Below are 18,697 nucleotides of genomic sequence, written 5' to 3' on the forward strand. Positions count from 1 at the left end.
CGCTCTAACGACTTGAGGGACGCCCTGATCACTGTGCTGGGCTAGAGGGTTACTACCCGGCCGCCGAGGGTTACCACCAGGCGGCCGTCGGAGGCGAAGGACCAGCCGAGGGCGCCGCTGAAGTTGGCGCACCGCGAGCCGTTGGTGCCCGACCAGAACTGGTTCGAGCTGTCGGTGTTGCCGACGATCCGGTCGTTCGTGCCGCTGGCGCTGCGGCACGAGGTGTTGTTGCGGAACACCGACGTGCCGGCGTCGAAGGAGTAGTTGCGCTCGGTGTTGTCGATGCTGAGGTTGTTCGAGATCGTCATCGTGCCGGGGTTCCGGTTGTACGTGAACCCGTGCTTGCCGTTGCGGAAGGCGATGCTGCGGCGCACGACGTGGTTGACTGGCACGTCCTCGCCACCGAGCTTGTACCCGTTGCGGTCACCGTTTCCGGCCTGGCCGCCGTTGCTGAGGGTGCCGTTGTTGTACGCGATGGAGTCCTCGATGGTCACCGCGCCGATCGGCCCCTCGTCGGCGTACGTGTAGAGGTCCCAGCCGTCGTCGATGTTGTTGTGCGACACGGCGTACCGGAACACGTTGCCGGCGCCGACCGTGAGCTTCGCGGCGAACCCGTCGGCGTCCTCGCCGTCGGAGTCGGCGTTGTCGTGCGACTCCGCGCTCAGGATGAGGTTGTTCGACGGCCACTGGTCGCGGGGCGTGCTGGACAGCATCCGCGACAGCTGAAGACCGGTGTCGCGGTTGAAGCGGGTGATCGTGCGCTCGAAGATGTTGTTGTGGCCGCCGACGAAGATGCCGTTGTCGCCGGCCCGCTCGACGATGATGCCGTAGACGTGCCAGAAGTTTCCGTTGACGGCGAGGCCGCGGTTGGCCGGGTCCTCGGCCTGTGCCGAGAAGTTCAGCACCGGCGTCTCGCCCGGGTACGCGGAGATCTTCTTGCGGGCGCTCGACGTGCCGTTGTTGCCCTGGGCGATCGTGATCGTCTGCGAGTAGTTGTACTGCCCGCCGCGCATGTAGATCGTGCCGCCGGCCGCGATGCGGGTGATCGCCGAGGTGAGCGTCGTCGGGTTCGCCTGGGTGCCGGCCGCGCTGTCGGTTCCGCCGGGCGCCACGTAGAGAGCGTTGCCAGCGGGCGGTGGCGACGAGGGTGGCGGGGTCGTGGGGGTCGTGCCGCCGGTCGTGACGTCGACGTAGTCGATGTTGGCCAGGCCGCCGGAGCTGGTCGGGTTGAACCGGATCGTGTTGCTGCCCGCGTTCAGGTTGACGGTCAGCGTCTTGGTGACCCAGGTGTTCCACGCTCCGGTGCCCTCGAACGACACCGACTGCGTGGTGGCGCCGTTGACGATCAGGCTGGCGGCGCGGGCGCTGGTGGTGCCGTTGGCGAACCGGACCCCGAGCGTCGCCGTGCCGGCCGCCGAGGCGGTCGCGGTGACCTGGGCGAACGCGTTCGTCGCGTTGTCGCCGTTGCAGAATCCCGAGCCGGAGAAGCCGGAGTGGTTGCTGTCGATGGTGCCGGTGCAGACGGCTGGGGAGGTCTCCGCCTCGTAGCGCGTGGTCGCGGCGAACGCCGAGCCGGCGACCCAGACGCCCGCCGCGCCCGCGGCGACGACGGCTGCACCGCCGGCGACAAGAATTTTGAACCGCATCGTTCTTCTCCCGGACACAAGATCGAAACATGGACAACCGTCAGCGTACGGAAAGCGCTTTCCGAAACTCAATAGCTGGCGTTTGCAGGTTTGTTGCAGGTCAGGGAGTCAGCTGCCGGCGTGCACCTGGTTGCGGCCGCCGCGCTTGGCCCGGTACAGCTCGGCGTCGGCCGACTCGACGAGTTGGGGCCACCCGCCGCCACTCGCCGGGGCGGTGGTGGCGACGCCGATGCTCACGGTCACGTCCCGCTCGGGGAGCGTCATGACCGCGGTACGCAGGCGCTCGGCGGCCGCGACGGCCGCCTCGAGGTTCACGCCCGGCATCACGACCGCGAACTCCTCGCCGCCGTACCGGGCGACCAGGTCGGTGTCGCGCACGTGCTGGCGTACCCGGGCCGCCACCCGCTGCAGGCACCGGTCACCCGCCGCGTGTCCGAAGTGGTCGTTGTACTGCTTGAAGTGGTCAATGTCGATCATTGCGAAGCTGATCGGCGACTCAGCCGTCCGCGCGCGCTGCCACTCGGCGTCGAGAACCTCCTCCAGCCGCCGCCGGTTGGCGACTCCGGTCAGCGGGTCGGTGACGCTCAGCTGCTCCAGTCGCTCGTTGGCGATGCTGAGCAGCTCGTTGGCGACCGCCAGCTCCGCGGTGCGCTCGGCGACCTTGCGCTCCAGCGAGGCGTACACCATGGCGTTGTCGAGGGAGACGGCCAGCTGGCCGGCGATGAGCCTGACCCCGTCGAGCCTCTCGGCGGAGAACGCCCCGCGGATGAGGCGGTTCTCCAGCAGCAGCACCGCCCGCAGCGTCCCGCGGTTGACGATCGGCACGGCGAGCAGCGAGCAGCAGGCGACGTCGGCGAGGTACGGGTCGCGGGAGAAGCGGTCGTCGCGGGTGGCGTCGCGCGTGACGAGCGGTTCGCGCACCCGCTGGGCGTATCGCAGCACCGACAGGGGCAGGGTGTGCTCGCGCCCGGCGGGGGGCAGCAGCCACTCCTGCGCCTCGTCGTTCCACAGCACCAGGTGTACTCCCGTGGCGCCCGTCATCGCGCTGAGCACCTCGACGACGTACGAGTGCAGCCCTTCGACGCTGGTCTGCGAGCTGAGCTCCTGCGACGCCGACAGCACGCCGAGCAGGTCGATCGCCCCGGTCGTGACGGCGGTGCGGCGGTCGCGTGGCCGCAGCGTCGGGTACGCCCAGTCCAGCTGGTCGACCTTCGCCGTCGCGCCCCACGCCAGGTACTCCTCACGCGCCTGCGACAGCAGCTCGTACCCGGTGTGTTCGACGCCGTGCGCGAGGTGGAAGCGGGCCGCCCGCTCGGCGATCAGCGCGCGGTGCCAGGGCCGCTGCCGGTCCTCGACCTCGCGCCGGGCGGCGTCGAAGCCGAGCACCGCGGCGCGGAAGTCGCCGACCGCCCAGGCGCGCTCGGCCTCGACCAGCCGCTGCAGGTGCAGCAGGTTCTCTGGCGCGTCGGCGGCGCGCAGGGCCAGCCAGCCCGTCACGCCGTCCAGCTCCGCGAGTGCGGCCCGGTTTCCGGCGCGGATCTCGCCGGCCAGGGCCAGCCCGCGCACCAGATAGGCGGTGACGGTCGGGTAGCTGCCGAGGTCGGCCGGCAGTACCGGCATCGCCGCCGCGGTGTGCCGGCTGAGCGCGACCGGATCGCCGAAGATGGCCGCGGCGACCGCGTGACTGATGTGTCCATGTAGGACGGCCAGCGGGTTGTCGGTGTACTTGTCGATGGGCGCCGCCGCGGCCGAGCTCTCGCCGCGCAGCACGCCGATCAGCCACCGGTAGATGTCGAGCGTCGCGCCGGTCTGCTCGTCGCCGCCGCGCCGCACCAGGGCCAGCCCCTCCTCGACCTCCGCCGCCACACTGTCCACAGTGGGCGCGCAGTCGAGCATGCCGCGCACGGTCGTGTGGTAGGTGTAGATGGCGTACACCAGGTCGCCGCCGCCGATCAGCCCCTCGCGGGCCCGCCGTGCCACCGCGACGGCGTTCTCGACCGGCTCGAAGCACCAGCACATGGTGGCGAACAGGAAGCGGATCTGCGACGTGTCGGGCTCGTAGCCGCGGGTCTCGCCCAGCGCCAGCACCCGCCGCAGCGCCCGGTATCCGGCGGCGTAGTCCGAGCGCATCGCCACGACACCGAAGGCGGCGATGCCGACCGGGCCGATGAGGGAAGGGCCGGGGCCGTGTTCGAGCCAGATCCGCACCGCTTCCAGGCTCAGCCACGCGTGCGTGGCCGGGTCGGGAAACAGGTACGCCGCCGGCAGGATCGCGTCGATCAGCCGGGTGGCGGCGAGCAGCGTCGGGTCGGTGAGCTCCGGCCGGGCCAGGTCGTCCGCGCCGTCGACGCGATCCAGCCACCGGTACAGGTGGTCGAACTCGATCGGGAGCTGGATCTCCTCCGGTACCGGGATGCCGAGCTCGCGCAGTGACCGCAAGCCGAGACTGAGCGCCTCTGCGTACCGGTTGCGGAACGTCAGACCGCGCACCTGCACCCCGGTCGCGGCCGCGCGCTCCATTGTGGTGGGTCGCAGCGCGACGATCTCGCGGTACTCCTCGTCCGCGTCGTCCAGGCGGGCCGCGCCGAACAGGGCGGCGTGCCTGCCGGTGCGCAGCGCGATCAGCGTGGCGGTGTCGTCCGGGTCGGCGAGCCGCAGCGCGGCCGTCAGCAGCGTGATCACCAGCGGGTGGTCGCCGACCAGGGCGGCCTGGCCGGCGGCGCGCCGCAGCAGCCCGACGACCGCGCGCCGCTCCCCCGGGTCGTCGACCGCGTCGACCACCGGCAGGTACTGCTCGGCGGCCACGGCGAACAGTTCCGGCACCGCCGCGAGCCGCCGCGCGATGGTCAGCTGCAGGGTGCGGCGCCGCCGCTGGTCCAGCTCGTCGAGGATCACCTCGCGGATCCGGTCGTGCCGGAACCGCATCGCCTCGCGCGCGCCCGGCTCGACGACCAGCAGGCCCTCGTCGAGCGCCGCGGCCAGCGTCGACTCCACCTCGCCCGCCGGCTCGCGGGTCGCGATCTGCAGCACGGCGACCTCGGCGCGGCCACCGAGGCACGCCATCGCCTCCACCATCGCCCGCGACCGCTCCGGCAGCGCCGCGACCGGCGCCGCCAGCAGCCCGGCGGCCTCCGACCGTCCCAGATGAGCCTGTACCGCCGCCGCGTCCCACCGCCAGCCGCTGGCCGTCGCGGTCAGCACGCCGTCGCGGCGCAGCACGTTGAGCAGTTCCGCGCTCTCGTACGGGTTCCCGGACGTGTACGCCTCGATCACGTCGACGAGGGTCTTCGTCGACGCCGGGGCGGCGTGCAGCATCTCCGCGACCATCGTCGCCAGGCCCCGCGCGGGCAGGTTCCCGAGCCGCAGGTGGCGCACCGCGGGCTGGTCACGCCAGCGCGCCAGCGGACCGGCGAGCGGGTGCGCGTCCTCCAGGTCGTCGTCGCGGTACGTGCCGGCCAGCAGCAGGCCGTCGATCGGATCGTCGCCCAGCACGAGGTCGACGAAGCCGAGCGACGTGCGCCCGGACCACTGCAGGTCGTCGAGGAACAGCACCACGGGCCGCTTGCGCGACGCGATGGCCCGCAGCATCTGTACGCCGGTGCGCCGCGCCCGCGCCTGCGCGGTCAGCGGATCCCCCGGATCGGCCGGTACCGCCAGCAGCGCCGCGAACTCCGGCAGGGTGGCCGCCACCAGGCCGGCGTTCTGGCCGACCGCCGCCAGGACGCGTTCCCGGACCTCGGCCAGGGCGTCCTCGGGCTCGGCCAGCAGCAGCCGGCCCAGCGCCCGGAACGCCTGGTGCACGGCGTCGAACTCCAACGCCCGCCGGTACTGGTCGTACTTGCCGGCCACGTACCAGCCGTCGCTTCCGGTCACCGCGGGCCGCAGCTGCTCGACCAGTGCCGTCTTGCCCACGCCGGGCGGCCCGCCGACCAGTACGCCGCGGCACCGCCCCGCGAGCGTCTCGGTGAACGCCGTCTCCAGGGCGGCCACCTCGTCCTCCCGGCCCACGAGGCGCGAGGGCGGCAGCAGGCGCAGCGGAAAGTCGTGCTCACCGACGTGTACCCGGCTGGCGGCCTCCCGCAGCCGCTCCAGGTCGTGCGCCACCCCGTCGGCGGTCTGGTACCGGTTGTCCGGTTCCTTCTCCAGCAGGTGCATGATGATCGCCGACAGCGGCCTGGGCACGGCGGGGTTCACGTCGCTGGGCGGCACCGGCACCCGGGCCAGATGATCGTGGGTGAGCCGCAACGGGTCACCGGAGCCGAACGGCGGCTCCCCCGTCGCCAGCTCGTACAGCGTGGCGCCCAGCGCGTACAGGTCGGCCCGCTCGTCCACCGACCGGCCGGTACGCCCGGTCTGCTCCGGCGCCAGGTAGGCGAGGGTCCCGACGATCTCCGTGTGGTGCGTGAACGCCGGGCGGATCTCGGCCAGCGACGACGCCAGCGCGAAGTCCACCAGGCACGGGGCGCCGTCGCTTCCGATGACGATGTTCTGCGGCGAGATGTCGTGGTGCATCACGCCCGCGCGATGGGTGCCGGCCAGGGCGCGGGCCAGTTCGAGCGCGAGCCTCGGCAGGTCGCCGACCGGCTTCGGCACCCCGGTCAGGCCGTCGCCGGCGTCCCGCAGTACCAGCGATCCCGGGTACCGGATCCCGTCCAGCAGCTGCGCGACTCCGGCGACGCCCCGCAGCCGTTCCAGCATCGCCAGCTCGTGCCGCAGTCGCCGGTCCGCGTCTGGCCCCAGCGGCTCCTTGCGGATGGCGGTCCCGTCCGGCAGGTACAGCCGGGTCACACGTGTGCGCCCGCTCTCGTGCAGCACTTCGGTCCGGACCGGCGCGTCCCGGTCCGGCGGCACCCGGCCCATACCCCGTGCTTACACCCGTGCGAAGGCTGGGCGCGGCCGTTTGTCCAGAACGTAGTCAGACGGGCAGCAGGCCGTCGATCGCGGCCTTGATCTCATCGGCCGTCAGGCGCCGGTCGACCGTCAGGTGGTCGAACAGGCTCGACACGAACGGCGCGAGCAGCAGGTGCGCGAGGACGGCCGGGTCGCGGTCGGGTCGCGCCTCCCGCAGCAGCACGCTGACGTGGGTGTGCATGGTCAGGTACGGCCCGCCGTGGTACCGGGCGATCGGAGACGCCTTCTCCGCCACGCGCATGATCTCGCACTGGTCGATGACGTGGTCGGCGAGCGCGTGCAGGAAAGCGCGCAGCCGCTCGGCGGGCGGGGCGCCCGGCCCCAGCGGCGGCGGCCCGGTCAGGAAGGCGGCCTGGAAGCGCTTCTCGCTCTCGTCGAGCAGTGCGAACAGCAGCTTGCTCACGTCGCCGAAGCGCCGGTACACGGTGCCCACGCCGATGCCGGCCCGGTGAGCGACCGCGTTCATCGTGACCGCCTGCGCGCCCTGCGCGGCGATCAGCTCCGCAGCCGCGCAGAGGATCCGCTGCCGGTTGCGGGCGGCGTCGGCGCGCTCCGGCTGCTCCTGACCGCTGACCGGTAGTTCGGGGCCTGCCATGCGACAAGAGTATCGGATAGCTATCCGGTTCGTGTCGCCCACGTCACGTTGCCAACCGGATTGCTATCCGATTCACTTGCCTACGAAGCGGATGACAATCCGGTTTACAGTCGCCCCAGGAGGACCACGTGAGCACCAAGGTCGCCGTCGTCTACTACTCGTCCACCGGCAACGTCCACCAGCTCGCCACGGCACTCGCCGAGGGCGCCGAGAAGGCCGGCGCCGAGGTCCGCCTGCGCCGGGTCGCCGAGCTCGCGCCGGACTCGGCCATCGACGCCAACCCGGCCTGGCGCCAGCACGTCGACGCCGTCCAGGACGTACCGGTCGCCACGCTCGACGACCTCAGCTGGGCCGACGCCTACGCGTTCGGCTCACCGACCCGGTACGGCAACATCGCCGCCCAGCTGAAGCAGTTCATCGACACCACCGGCCCGCTGTGGCAGCAGGGCATCCTCGCGGGCAAGCCCGCCACCGGCTTCACCAGCGCCTACAACCGGCACGGCGGCAACGAGTCGACCACGCTGGCGCTCTACAACACCTTCCACCACTGGGGCTCGATCATCGTCCCGCCCGGATACACCAGCCCCATCGTGTACCCGGCGGGCGGCAACCCGTACGGCATCGCGCACTCCGGCGCCGACGCCCCGTCCGAGGACACCCTCGAGGCGGCCCGCTACCAGGGCGAGCGGCTCGCGACCATCGCCAGCCGGCTGCTCACCACTGTGGCGCCCGCCATATCGTGATATCCCGAAACGTCGGTATCGATCGGTAGGCTGGGGCCATGACGGAAAGCGCGGTCGCACCGGACCCGGATGTGCTCCTCGCGTTGCGAGCGCTGTCCAACCCGGTGCGACTGCAGTTGATCTCGTGGCTGCGCGAGCCCGAGCGTCACTTCCCGCTCGAGGGAGCGATCGCCGACCCCGCCGAGGTCGGGGTGTGCGTGAGCCACATCCAGGCGAAGGTCGGGCTGGCCCAGTCGACGGTGTCGGCATACATGGCCGAGCTGCAGCGGGCGGGCCTGGTGCGGGCGACGCGAGTGGGCAAGTGGACCCACTACCGGCGCGACGAGCAGCGCATCGCCCAGCTCGTCGCCGCGCTCGGCCAGACCATCTAGCGCTGCGATCAGCATCACCCGGCCAGGCGGTTGTCTCTCACATCGTTATTTTGCGATAGTGCGATATGTTCTGATTGACGACGCACGGGAGATCTTCGATGAGCGGCATGGACCTTGGCACGTTCGGGATCTACACCTTCGACTTCGAGAACCAGCCGGCCGCGCGGATGCGCGATTCGATCCAGGAACTCGAAGAGCTGGGATGGCGGGCGTTCTGGTTCCCCGAACTCCTCGGGCGGGAGGCGCTCACCCACGCCGGCTACCTGCTCTCCTGCACCGAGCACATGCGCGTCATCAACGGCATCGCGCAGATCTGGTCGCGCGAGGCCCGGTGGACGTACGGCGCGAGCCTCCTGCTGGCCGACGCCTACCCCGACCGGCACGTGCTCGGCCTGGGATACGGCGGCGTCGGGCGGCCGGGAGTCAAGCCGGTGGCGGCCATGACCGAGTACCTCGACCAGCTGGACGCCGTCGAGACGCCCAACCCCCGGCCCGAGGCTCCGATGCGCCGGATTCTGGCCGCGTACGGGCCCAAGATGCTCGAACTGGCACGCCACCGCGCCGCCGGCGCGCAGACCTACCACGTCAACGTGGCGCACACCGCGCACGCCCGGGAGATCCTCGGCCCGGACGCCTTCCTGGGCGTGGAACACCCGGTGCTGTTCGAATCGGACCCCGACACCGCCCGCGCGACCGCGCGCGAGCACCTGCACCCGTACCTGACCAGCAGGTACAACATCGCGAAGTTCCGGCGCCTGGGCTACTCGGAGGACGAGATCGCGGGCGGCGGCAGTGACCGCCTCGTCGACGACCTCGTGTTCTGGGGCGACCTCGACACGATCGCTGACAAGCTCCACGCCCATGTCAAGGCCGGGGCCGACCATGTCGGGGTGCAGGTGATCGGTATCGAGCCGGGGCGGTCCGCGATGCGGTACTGGCGGATGCTCGGCGACGCACTCCTGCCAGCGGCCAGGACCAACGAGCCACCACCTGCTGAGGTATAGATCGGTCGCCGCCCGCGCACCCGGCGAGCGCGACCGCTGCTGGGTCTGGCGTGCGCCCGCCGGGTGCGGTTTCCTTGCGGTTGGATAGCAGGACCGGCTTGGCGACAGCGTTACGGGACGAGCTGGGCGATGCGGGTGCGCCACTGGCAGGCGGCGGAAATGGTTACCGCCTGCTCGCCCGCGAGCCAGAAGGTACTCAGGCCTGGATCGGTCTGGGCGCCGGAGTAGTCACCGCTGCGGGCGGTGGTGGTGCTGGGCGCCGTGGCGGGTAGGGCGCACGTTCCCGGGGCGTAGGTGAGTACCCCGGACCACGCTCCGCCGGCGTTCTTTATCTCAGCCGCGGAGCTGAGGAAGTTCCCACTCCCGCTGAACTCCCAGGTCGCACCGGACTGCAACGCGGAGTTGGTGGCGATGCTGTTGTGGTGGACGAAGATGTTGTCGGTGAAGCCGGCGAAGGTGTTCTCCACGATGCTCGCGGTGAGGCCGCCGGCCGCGTCGGCGCTGACCGCCACCCGGGGCGTCATCGAGCAGGACTCGTTGGCCGTTCCGGCGGTGAAGTTGCAGACCGTGGTGAGGGTGCCGACCAGGGTGTTACCGATGCCGGCGGTCTGCAGCAGCCGGTTGTCCCCGGTATCGACGAGGATCGCGCTCCCCGGCTGGGGTGAGTCTGGCGGTATGCCGTATCCGGTGCTGGTCAGGATGAGGTGAGCCAGGGTCGGCGAGCCACCCGCGACGTTACGCACCCGCCAGACGTGGTACTGGGTGCTGGTGCCGGATGTGGTGCTCAGGAAGTACGCCGGGTTCGTCGTGTTCACAAAGGACGATGGGCTGGTGTAGTGCTGCGCCGGCTGGATGGTGAACTGGGTTCCGTCCCCCGCGGCGGCGGCCGGCTGGAAGGTGAAGGTCGGGATGGTGGGGCAGGCGGCGGCGTTGTTCTCCGCGACGGTCTTGTTGAAGGTCCGGATGATCGCGAAGGTGAACGTCCGGTTGGTGAACCGGAACTGGTTCGTGGTCACCGAGAAGCTGTCCGCGCCAGCGCCGAGGCCCGGGTAGTCCGCCCAGCTGGCGTCCGCGGTGCCCACGTTCCGGCGGCCCTCGATGTTGTAGAAGCACCAACCGGAGGAAAGGCTGGCCGGGTCGGCGGCCCGGGAGATCGCGATCCAGATCCGGGAGACGTCGTTCGCCGCGTTCGCGTCGTCCCGCCCGGCCACCTGCAACGCCGTGACGAAGAAGCGGGGGTTGGTCGCGTTGCGGTCGTAGTAGACCTTCGGGTCGAACATCAGCCCATCGGCGGTCGCGGCGCCGGTGAAGGCGTTCAGGTTGAGCGTCTGAAGCGTGCCGCCCGTGTTGGTGGACAGTCGCACCGCGCTGTTCGTGGCCTCCACGATCCGGTTCGGGCTCTTGCCGACGATGGTGTCCGGCGGGTTGAAGACACTGCCGTTGTTGATCGAACCGGGCCGGTCCAGCCCGTTGAAGAGGGTGGTCACGCTCTGCTGCGTCTGCATCCGGCTGGGAAGTGGCGTGCTGTCGGGCCGGTCGCTGGTCGGCGCCGCGACCGCGGCCAGTTTCTGCCGCTGGTAGGTCTTGGCGTCGACCACCGGCAGGGGTGCGCTCGACGCGGGCGTCACACCGAGCACCTCCTGTGACCCCGTGGTGCCCGCGCCGGCCACCGGCACGGCCCGCCCAGCTTCGGCCGGCGCCTCGACCGAGCCGGTCGGCGCTGGAGCCGCGGCGGCGGCCGGTGCGGACCCGATCGTAGCGATCACCAATGCGGCGACACCGACAATTGATCGTCTTCTCACAGCGTCGTTCCCTTCGTCGTAAATGCGACAGGGGTCTATCTACGTGGCCCCCAATCCATTTTCGTGGGTCAATTGGACGTGCTGCTTGCGTAATCCTTGAACACCGTGGGTGGTGGGGTAGATGGCCGACATTTTGCTGCTCGGGCCCGTCGAGGTGTGGCAGCGGGGCAGGCGCGTGGCCCTGGGCCACGCGCGGCAGCGCTGCGTGTTGGCGATATTGGCGGTGGAGCCCAACAAGCTCGTCCTGGCCAGCAAATTGATCGAACGGGTTTGGGGCAAGCTGCCACCGGACGGCGCGCATAAGACAATTCAGGCGTACATTTCGCGACTTCGTCGCGCTATCGGTGGCACGGAGGGGATCGCCCTGGGTAACCGAGGTGGCGGCTACCTATTTGATATTGGCGATAGCCAGACTGATATTCGCGGTTTCCGAAGCCTCGTCGGCGCCGCCCGTGAGGCTGCCGCGACCGGGGACGACAACGGCGCGGCGGCGTTGTTCGACAAGGCGCTGGGCATGTGGCGGGGCGACGCGCTCGCCGACCTGGCGGGCCATTGGGCCGACGGAGTGCGCGCCCAGTTGGCGGAGGAGCGGTTCGCCGCGCTGGAGGGCCGATTGGACGCGGACCTCAACCTGGGCCGCCACGCCTGGGTGGTCGGCGAACTCACCGCGCTGGTGCACGCCTACCCATGGCGAGAGCGGCTGGCCGGGCAGCTGATGCTCGCCCTGTATCGCGACGGCCGGCAAAGCGAGGCACTGCGGGTCTACCACGTCGTCCGGAACCGCTTGGCCGACGACGGCCTTGATCCGGGCCCCGCGCTGCGGCAGGTCGAGCTCGCGATCCTGCGCGCCGATGCCGCTCTGCGGGTCCATCGGGCCGGCGAACCGGGAGCTCCGGCCGATGGGGTCAGGTTCAAGATCCGGCTTTGAGCTACCGCGACGCCCGTCGCGGTCTATGCCCGTAGCTCCCGCGGCCTCGCCCTACCCGCCTGGGCGTAGGCTGTGGTCCAACCGTACGCGCAGACCTACCCGCTCGCTTGAGGCCGGGCTCCCGCCGGATGTCCTGGGCCGCAATGTAGTTCCATAATGGACGGACGAGCCCATAGTGGACGGATGAGCGAAGTGTCGAAGACTGACCGGTCGGCCCGGTGAGGTTGGCCCTGCTCGGGCCGGTGGCGTGGCGTACGCCGCCGCGCCACTACGGGCCGTGGGAGCAGGTCACGGGTCTGCTCGCCGAGGGTCTGGTTGCCCGAGGCGTGGACGTGACCCTGTTCGCCACGCTGGACTCGGTGACGTCGGCTCGCCTGGACGGGGTGTGCCCCCGGGGGTATTCGGAGGACCTGGCCGCGGACGGGCGGGTGTGGGAGGCGATGCACGTCGCCCATGCGTTCGCCAGATCCGCGGAGTTCGACCTTGTGCACAGTCACCTGGACTGGTTGCCGTTGGCTTTCGCCGAGCATTGCCGCGCGCCGATGTTGACCACCGTGCACGGTTTCTCCGGGCCGGGGATAATGCCTGCGTACGCGCGGGCGCGGTCGGCCTACGTGTCCATCTCGGACGCCGACCGCGCGGACGGGTTGGACTACGTGGCGACGGTGTACCACGGCATTGATCTTGACGGGTTGCCGTTCGTGCCGGATGGCGGGCCAGATCTGGTCGCCTTCGGCCGGGTGCACCCGGACAAGGGCACCCACACGGCGATCGAGATCGCGCGTGCAGCGGGCCGGCGACTGACCATCTGCGGGATCGTCCAGGACGAGCGGTATTTCACCGAAAAGGTGGCCCCACACATCGACGGCGACCGGGTTACCTTCCTCGGTTCGGTCGGACCGATGCGCCGGAGTGAGATCCTTGGCGCCAGTGCGGCACTGCTGCACCCGATCGACTTTGACGAACCGTTCGGGCTGTCCGTGGCGGAGTCGATGGCCTGCGGCACACCGGTGGTCGCGTTCCGTCGGGGCTCCATGCCGGAGGTGGTCGACGAGGGCGTGTCCGGGTTCGTGGTGGACACGGTCGGCCAGGCTGCCGCAGCCGTCGCCCGCATCGGCACGATCGACCGGGCTGGCTGCTCAGCCCGGGCCCGGCAACGCTTCGGCGCCGACCGGATGGTGACCGACTACCTGCGCGTCTACCGCGACATCATCGGCTGACGGCGCTGCTGATGGCCGCCAGCCTCGCCGGCAAGACCCGCCAGCTAGCCCCGGCTATGCTGTGGCCAGCTGTGGCCGCGCGCTACACCGCGCTCGCCGAGCGGGTGATCGCCGCCGGCCCGGCCGCTGTCGCCACGGCACCGGCGTGACCGCCGCAAACTTCGCGCACCTGATGCGGCTGACCGACGACACCGGCCTATTCGAGCACGCGCGGCACGCCATCGCACGCCGCTGGCACGGCTACTGCACCGACGACGTCGCCCGCGGGCTCGTCGTCGCCAGCCGTGAAACCCACCCGCCGACGGATGTGCTCCGGCTCGCGGAGTGCTACCTGACCTTTCTCACCCACGCCCAGGACGGCAGCGGCGCCTTCCACAACCGGCTCGCCCACGACCGGCGCTGGACCGACGAGCCCGGCCTCGGCGACTGGTGGGGACGCGCGTTGTGGGGCCTGGGTACCGCTGCCGCGCGCAGCCCTGCCAGCTGGATCCGCGATGGAGCCCAGGTTGCGTTCACACTCGGCGCCACCCGGCGGTCGCCCGCACCGCGGGCGATGGTCTTCGCTGGTCTCGGCGCCGCCGAAGTGCTCCGCGCCCGCCCAGACGACACAGCCGCGGCCGCCCTCCTGGCCGACGCCGCCACCGCCGTCGGCACCCCTGGGTCCAGCCCGGAATGGCCGTGGCCGGAGCAGCGGCTGACCTACGCGAACGCCGCCCTCGCCGAGGTCGTCATCGCCGCCGGCCACCTAGGCGACGATGGGCCGCTACTCGCCAACGGCCTACGGATGCTGACCTGGCTACAACGCATCCAGCTTGTCGACGGCCAGCTGTCGGTCATCCCCTGCGGCGGCTGGCAACGACACGCACCACGACCCCGGTACGACCAGCAACCGATCGAGGTCGCCGCGCTCGCCGACGCCTGCGCCACCGCCGCCGCAGCCACTGGCGACTCCGCCTGGAACACCGGCGTACGGCAGGCCATCGCATGGTTCCTCGGCGACAACGACACGCGCACCGCGATGTGGGATCCCGCCACAAAGGGCGGATACGACGGCCTGACCCCGCACGGCCCCAATCTCAACCAGGGCGCCGAGTCGACCCTCGCCCTCATCTCCACCCTGCAACACGCCCGGCGGCTGTCGTGAGCGACGAACATCCAGAGCTGGCGGTCAGGCTGGACGCCAGGCTTGGCCCCGACCCCGGACGGTTCGACGACGACGACTTCGAACAGGCCCTTGGCCGCATCCCCAGTGACCTGCTCGCCCGCGCCACCGCTCAGAGCACCCTCGAGCGCCGCATCGCCACCGACAGCTACGCCATGGCCTTCCCCGCAGAGATCCCGCTCCACCAGCGGGTGCTCTGGCCAGCCGCCCCCGCCGAGAGCAACGGGATGGAGGACGTGCGCTTCGTCAGGTTCACCGGCGACGACGGTACCTCGACATACCAGGCCACCTACACCGCCTACGACGGCCGGCACATAGCCGCCCGCCTGCTCAGCACCCGAGACCTCACCCAGTTCCATATGACTCCCATGCGCGGGCCCGGCGTCCGCAACAAGGGCGTCGCGCTCTTCCCTCGCGCCATCGGCGGCCGCCGCCTCGCCTTGTGCCGAAACGACGGCGAGACGATCGGCCTGACCACCCTCGACGACACCAACCGGTGGCAGAAAGCTGTGCCACTGCACGCCCCGCGGCGCGGCTGGGAACTGATCCAGGTCGGCAACTGCAGATCACCCATCGAAACCGACACTGGCTGGCTGGTACTCACCCACGGAGTCGGCCCGATGCGCTGTTACGCCATCGGCGCCATCCTGCTCGACCTGCACCAACCCGACCGCGTCATCGCCGAACTGCCCGGCGCTCTGCTGGCACCCAACGACACCGAACGCAACGGGTACGTACCCAACGTCGTCTACTCCGCAGTCTTGTCGACGACGAGTACCTCGGTGGTCAGAAACAGCGCGGCGATCGACGCGGCGTTCTGTAGCGCGCAGCGGGTGACCTTGGCGGGTTCGACGATGCCGGCTTTGAACATGTCGACATATTCACCAGTGGCGGCGTCGAGGCCATGGCCCGGCGGGAGCGAGTTGACCTTCTCGGCGACCACGCCGCCTTCGAGGCCGGCGTTGATGGCGATCTGCTTGAGCGGCGCGGCGAGCGCGACCCGCACGATGTTCGCCCCGGTGGCCTCGTCGCCGGCCAGGTCGAGCTTGTCGAACGCCGTGGCCGCGGCGTTGGCCAGCGCCACCCCTCCACCGGCAAGCAGACCCTCCTCGACGGCGGCCTTGGCGTTACGCACGGCGTCCTCGATGCGGTGCTTGCGTTCCTTGAGCTCGACCTCGGTGGCCGCGCCGACCTTGACCACCGCGACCCCGCCGGCCAGCTTGGCCAGCCGCTCCTGCAGCTTCTCCCGGTCATAGTCGGACTCGCTCCGCTCGATCTCGGCCCGGATCTGGGCGACCCGGCCGGTGATCTGATCGACGTCGCCGGCACCGTCCACGATGGTTGTCTCGTCCTCGGCCACGACGACCTTGCGGGCCCGGCCCAGCGTGTCCAGGCCGGCGCTGTCCAGGGACAGACCCGCCGTCTCGCTAATGACCTGCGCTCCGGTGAGGATCGCGACGTCGGCCAGCATCGCCGTGCGCCGGTCACCGAAGCCGGGAGCCTTGACCGCCACCGACGAGAAGATGCCACGGACCTTGTTGACGACCAGGGTCGCGAGAGCCTCCCGCTCGACGTCCTCGGCGATGATCACCAGCGGCTTGCCCGTCTGCATGACCTTCTCCAGGATCGGCACCAGGTCGTTCAGGTTCGAGATCCGTTTCTCGACGATGAGCAGGTACGGATCGTCCAGGACGGCCTCCATCCGCTCGGTGTCCGTGAGGAAGTAGGGCGAGATGTAACCCTTGTCGAAGCGCATGCCCTCGGTGAGCTCGAGCTCGAGGCCGAAGGTGTTGCTCTCCTCGACGGTGATGACGCCTTCCTTGCCGACCTTGTCCATCGCCTCGGCGATGATCTCGCCGACGGTGGCGTCACCGGCCGAGATCGACGCGGTGGAAGCGATCTGCTCCCTGGTCTCGACGTCGCGCGCCTGACTGCGCAGCGCCTCGGTCGCCGCGGCCACGGCCTGCTCGATCCCGCGTTTGAGCGCGATCGGGTTTGCTCCGGCGGCGACGTTGCGCAGCCCTTCGCGCACCAGCGCCTGCGCCAGAACAGTCGCCGTCGTTGTGCCGTCACCGGCCACGTCGTCGGTCTTCTTGGCGACCTCCTTGACCAGCTCGGCGCCGAGCTTCTCGTACGGGTCATCGAGCTCGATCTGCTTGGCGATGCTCACCCCGTCGTTGGTGATCGTGGGCACGCCCCACGTGCCGTCCAGTACGACGTTGCGGCCCTTCGGGCCTAGCGTCACCTTCACCGTGTCGGCGAGTACGTTCATGCCCCGCTCAAGGCCGCGGCGAGCATCTTCACCGAACGCGATCAACTTGGCCATTGGGTCATCCTTAACATCGTCATGCCCACGTACAGCACTGCTCGGGCCGATTTGCGATGACCGCTACACACGGTCCCCCTCCGGGGTCCCATCCCATTCGGTTGGCACTCACACAGGGAGAGTGCTAACCACAGTGGAGCACCTATACCCCCAAAGCACAAGAGACAGCCGGCGCCCCTGGCAGCCGACCGCCGACTACAGGACCGCTCCGCGTGGCGCGACCTCGACGGCGGCTACACCCCTTCCGTACAGAACCACGAGCCGGTCGCCGTGCCTGCACCGGAGCACGCCCGAGTCCTCGGCAAGCGTCGAAACGACACGCTCGACCAGCTCGTCCTCGTCGGAGATCTGAGGCTCTTCGTACGTGATGTCCATACGCTCGCCACCGGCGAGCCGGACGCGAAGCACTACAGTTGCCATGACATCGAACCTAGCCGTGGGGTGAGGCGGTACCGGAAGACCATCGCGACGTCCACCGCGTCGCGGCTGTATTGGGCACCTGGCGGGCTGGCTAGCTGCCGGTTCGTCCGATCGCCGACGGATCTATTTGAAGCATCCGCAGCAGGGAACCGTTCTTGTGCGTATCGACGATCCCGGGAAGTTCGCGGTCGACCCAGTCGGCCCTCTCGTGCAGTCCCCTGGACCGCAGTACCTCGATGATCTGAGCCTTGTCGATGGATGGCTGCCCCACTTCTACCGTGCCTCGCTCGGAATGAGGCGGATGCGACTGTCTTCGGCCTCCCAGGCGTCCTCAACGGCGCCGGCGATCTGGCCTGTGGCCGGTGGGCTGACGGCGAGGAGGATGTGTTGGGCGTGGACGAGATTGGTGGTGGTGGCGGCCAGGATCATGGCCGCGTCGGCGGTGCCGCTGGCCGTGTCAGCCGGGACTACGAGCAGGTCGATCCGGTCGTTGCCGCAGATGGCGGTCAGCAGGTTGGCAGGCTGGCTGGTGAAGTAGCCCAGCCGCAGGACCCGGCCGGCGATACCGAGGCGGCGGGGATGGGGGTCCCAGCCGGTCGCGTCCAGGACCAGCCGGGTGACCGGTCCATGGACCTTGTCGAGAGCCAGGACCAGGCCGGGCAGCTCGGCGACGGGGTCGGTGGAGCGGGGCCACCAGGCACCGTCCAGCAGCGTGCGGCGCGCGCCGGTGGCTTCCATCCGCAGTCGTGGGGTCGACGGTGGTGTCAACGAAGTGACGGTCGTGCGTTGGGCGGCGGTTGTGGCCTTCAAGGTTGGCTCCTTGCCCTTCGCCGGTCTCGCCAGTCGAGAGCGGCGGCGGGCTGGTTGGGTGCGCGGTACCCGGGGACGCCGCGATGGGCGCGGCCCAGGGTCTAGCGGCGCTGGCGGGACATGCGGCGTAGCTGGGCGATCCGGGCCGCGCCGACCGCCGTGGTCAGCAACGCGGCGCCGATGCCGGCGATCAGCAGCGCCAGTGCCAGCGGCAGGCTGCCGTCCATCCACAGGAAGTCGACCCGCACGCTACGGGTGTTTTGCAACATGAACACGATCAGCACCACGGACAGCAGCACGGCCGTGCAAAGACCGAACCAGGCCGCGCCAGTGCGGGTGCGCGGCACCCGGCTGGCGCCTGCCGTCGGGGGCGAGACCACCGGAGCTTTCGCCGGCACCGCAGCGATCGGATCGTCTGAAGCTCCTCGAACACGACGCAGGTCGTTGGACATGACATCCCCATTTCGGGTGGGGCCGGCTTGGCGGGCACCTCAAGGTGGATGTCGTCGATTCCGGAGTGCCTTCATCGTACACCCGTTCGCCGCCGTCGCGGTGGTCGTCGTGGTGCGGTGGGTCGCCCTCGTCGGGGTTGGTCGTGCGACGGCGGCGGGTGAGGCCGCGGGAGCAACGGCATGGAGCGCGGCGAACGTCGCGGTAGCTCACGTCTAGATGATCGATTCCAAGGGATAGGGGACAGCAAACAGACGCGAGGGCATCCATGATCGACGCTGCTGAGCAACGATGACCATGGAGGCCACG

General features: G+C 70.1%; 16 protein-coding genes and 1 pseudogene. 8 read left to right on the forward strand and 9 right to left on the reverse strand.

What is annotated here, in order from left to right:
- Positions 1–41 precede the first annotated feature (41 nt).
- The 3 genes from QMG73_RS39140 to QMG73_RS39150 all read right to left on the reverse strand — a co-directional run bounded on the left by QMG73_RS39140 (position 42) and on the right by QMG73_RS39150 (position 7,152).
- A complete protein-coding gene (locus QMG73_RS39140) occupies positions 42–1,646 on the reverse strand; it encodes a carbohydrate-binding protein (RefSeq protein WP_281904155.1) in 1,605 nt (534 codons plus the stop codon).
- A gap of 108 nt (positions 1,647–1,754) precedes the next feature.
- The gene (locus QMG73_RS39145; RefSeq protein ID WP_281904156.1) at positions 1,755–6,506 is read right to left on the reverse strand and encodes a diguanylate cyclase; all 4,752 of its coding nucleotides are present in this window, start codon (positions 6,504–6,506) and stop codon (positions 1,755–1,757) included.
- Positions 6,507–6,561: 55 nt separating this feature from the next.
- Positions 6,562–7,152 (reverse strand): TetR/AcrR family transcriptional regulator, encoded by a 591-nt coding sequence (locus QMG73_RS39150; protein WP_281904157.1) that lies wholly within the window; start codon positions 7,150–7,152, stop codon positions 6,562–6,564.
- Positions 7,153–7,280: 128 nt separating this feature from the next.
- Here QMG73_RS39150 and wrbA point away from each other — a divergent pair, with 128 nt between their 5' ends.
- The 3 genes from wrbA (at position 7,281) to QMG73_RS39165 (ending at position 9,270) form a co-directional block, all read left to right on the forward strand.
- Positions 7,281–7,895, forward strand: coding sequence for an NAD(P)H:quinone oxidoreductase (gene wrbA, locus QMG73_RS39155; protein WP_281904158.1), 615 nt, complete (start codon positions 7,281–7,283; stop codon positions 7,893–7,895).
- Positions 7,896–7,933: 38 nt separating this feature from the next.
- Complete coding sequence (locus QMG73_RS39160; RefSeq protein WP_281904159.1) at positions 7,934–8,266, forward strand: ArsR/SmtB family transcription factor; 333 nt, start codon at positions 7,934–7,936, stop codon at positions 8,264–8,266.
- A 98-nt stretch (positions 8,267–8,364) separates the two neighbouring features.
- Positions 8,365–9,270 (forward strand): TIGR03620 family F420-dependent LLM class oxidoreductase, encoded by a 906-nt coding sequence (locus tag QMG73_RS39165; protein WP_281904162.1) that lies wholly within the window; start codon positions 8,365–8,367, stop codon positions 9,268–9,270.
- A 110-nt stretch (positions 9,271–9,380) separates the two neighbouring features.
- On the opposite strand, the gene QMG73_RS39170 is transcribed toward QMG73_RS39165, so the two are convergent.
- Positions 9,381–11,072: a hypothetical protein gene (locus tag QMG73_RS39170; RefSeq protein ID WP_281904163.1), complete on the reverse strand. Its 1,692-nt coding sequence runs from the start codon at positions 11,070–11,072 to the stop codon at positions 9,381–9,383.
- A 121-nt stretch (positions 11,073–11,193) separates the two neighbouring features.
- Here QMG73_RS39170 and QMG73_RS39175 point away from each other — a divergent pair, with 121 nt between their 5' ends.
- The 5 genes and pseudogenes from QMG73_RS39175 to QMG73_RS39195 form a co-directional block, all read left to right on the forward strand.
- Positions 11,194–12,000 carry an AfsR/SARP family transcriptional regulator gene (locus tag QMG73_RS39175; RefSeq protein WP_281904164.1) on the forward strand — a complete coding sequence of 269 codons (807 nt, stop codon included), beginning with the start codon at positions 11,194–11,196 and terminating at the stop codon, positions 11,998–12,000.
- 218 nt (positions 12,001–12,218) lie between these two features.
- The gene (locus QMG73_RS39180; protein ID WP_281904166.1) at positions 12,219–13,220 is read left to right on the forward strand and encodes a glycosyltransferase family 4 protein; all 1,002 of its coding nucleotides are present in this window, start codon (positions 12,219–12,221) and stop codon (positions 13,218–13,220) included.
- Positions 13,221–13,231: 11 nt separating this feature from the next.
- Positions 13,232–13,369: a hypothetical protein gene (locus tag QMG73_RS39185; RefSeq protein WP_281904168.1), complete on the forward strand. Its 138-nt coding sequence runs from the start codon at positions 13,232–13,234 to the stop codon at positions 13,367–13,369.
- 23 nt (positions 13,370–13,392) lie between these two features.
- Positions 13,393–14,364, forward strand: coding sequence for a glycosyltransferase (locus tag QMG73_RS39190; protein ID WP_281904177.1), 972 nt, complete (start codon positions 13,393–13,395; stop codon positions 14,362–14,364).
- 245 nt (positions 14,365–14,609) lie between these two features.
- Positions 14,610–15,086 (forward strand): annotated as a pseudogene (locus tag QMG73_RS39195) (glycoside hydrolase family 130 protein); the annotation flags it as partial.
- A 44-nt stretch (positions 15,087–15,130) separates the two neighbouring features.
- Here the strand turns inward: QMG73_RS39195 and groL are convergent.
- The 5 genes from groL to QMG73_RS39220 all read right to left on the reverse strand — a co-directional run bounded on the left by groL (position 15,131) and on the right by QMG73_RS39220 (position 18,390).
- Positions 15,131–16,708, reverse strand: a complete 1,578-nt coding sequence (gene groL / locus QMG73_RS39200) for a chaperonin GroEL (protein ID WP_281904169.1) — start codon at positions 16,706–16,708, stop codon at positions 15,131–15,133.
- Positions 16,709–16,903: 195 nt separating this feature from the next.
- The gene (locus tag QMG73_RS39205) at positions 16,904–17,128 is read right to left on the reverse strand and encodes a hypothetical protein (RefSeq protein ID WP_281904170.1); all 225 of its coding nucleotides are present in this window, start codon (positions 17,126–17,128) and stop codon (positions 16,904–16,906) included.
- Positions 17,129–17,219: 91 nt separating this feature from the next.
- Entirely contained in the window at positions 17,220–17,399 is a 180-nt protein-coding gene (locus QMG73_RS39210) for a hypothetical protein (RefSeq protein ID WP_281904172.1), read from the reverse strand.
- Positions 17,400–17,401: 2 nt separating this feature from the next.
- Positions 17,402–17,938 carry a DUF5994 family protein gene (locus tag QMG73_RS39215; RefSeq protein ID WP_281904173.1) on the reverse strand — a complete coding sequence of 179 codons (537 nt, stop codon included), beginning with the start codon at positions 17,936–17,938 and terminating at the stop codon, positions 17,402–17,404.
- Positions 17,939–18,039: 101 nt separating this feature from the next.
- Positions 18,040–18,390 carry a LapA family protein gene (locus tag QMG73_RS39220; protein ID WP_281904174.1) on the reverse strand — a complete coding sequence of 117 codons (351 nt, stop codon included), beginning with the start codon at positions 18,388–18,390 and terminating at the stop codon, positions 18,040–18,042.
- Positions 18,391–18,697 lie beyond the last annotated feature (307 nt).

Source organism: Phytohabitans aurantiacus, assembly GCF_027923225.1.
Taxonomy (GTDB): Bacteria; Actinomycetota; Actinomycetes; order Mycobacteriales; family Micromonosporaceae; genus Phytohabitans; species Phytohabitans aurantiacus.

Excerpts from the sequence above, each read along its gene's own strand:
- QMG73_RS39175 (WP_281904164.1), top strand. The coding sequence starts at position 11,194 with ATGGCCGACATTTTGCTGCTCGGGCCCGTCGAGGTGTGGCAGCGGGGC.
- QMG73_RS39165 (WP_281904162.1), top strand. The coding sequence starts at position 8,365 with ATGAGCGGCATGGACCTTGGCACGTTCGGGATCTACACCTTCGACTTC.
- QMG73_RS39185 (WP_281904168.1), top strand. The coding sequence starts at position 13,232 with ATGGCCGCCAGCCTCGCCGGCAAGACCCGCCAGCTAGCCCCGGCTATG.
- QMG73_RS39190 (WP_281904177.1), top strand. The coding sequence starts at position 13,393 with ATGCGGCTGACCGACGACACCGGCCTATTCGAGCACGCGCGGCACGCC.
- QMG73_RS39205 (WP_281904170.1), bottom strand. The coding sequence starts at position 17,128 with ATGGCAACTGTAGTGCTTCGCGTCCGGCTCGCCGGTGGCGAGCGTATG.
- QMG73_RS39145 (WP_281904156.1), bottom strand. The coding sequence starts at position 6,506 with ATGGGCCGGGTGCCGCCGGACCGGGACGCGCCGGTCCGGACCGAAGTG.
- QMG73_RS39160 (WP_281904159.1), top strand. The coding sequence starts at position 7,934 with ATGACGGAAAGCGCGGTCGCACCGGACCCGGATGTGCTCCTCGCGTTG.
- QMG73_RS39140 (WP_281904155.1), bottom strand. The coding sequence starts at position 1,646 with ATGCGGTTCAAAATTCTTGTCGCCGGCGGTGCAGCCGTCGTCGCCGCG.
- groL (WP_281904169.1), bottom strand. The coding sequence starts at position 16,708 with ATGGCCAAGTTGATCGCGTTCGGTGAAGATGCTCGCCGCGGCCTTGAG.
- QMG73_RS39220 (WP_281904174.1), bottom strand. The coding sequence starts at position 18,390 with ATGTCCAACGACCTGCGTCGTGTTCGAGGAGCTTCAGACGATCCGATC.
- QMG73_RS39150 (WP_281904157.1), bottom strand. The coding sequence starts at position 7,152 with ATGGCAGGCCCCGAACTACCGGTCAGCGGTCAGGAGCAGCCGGAGCGC.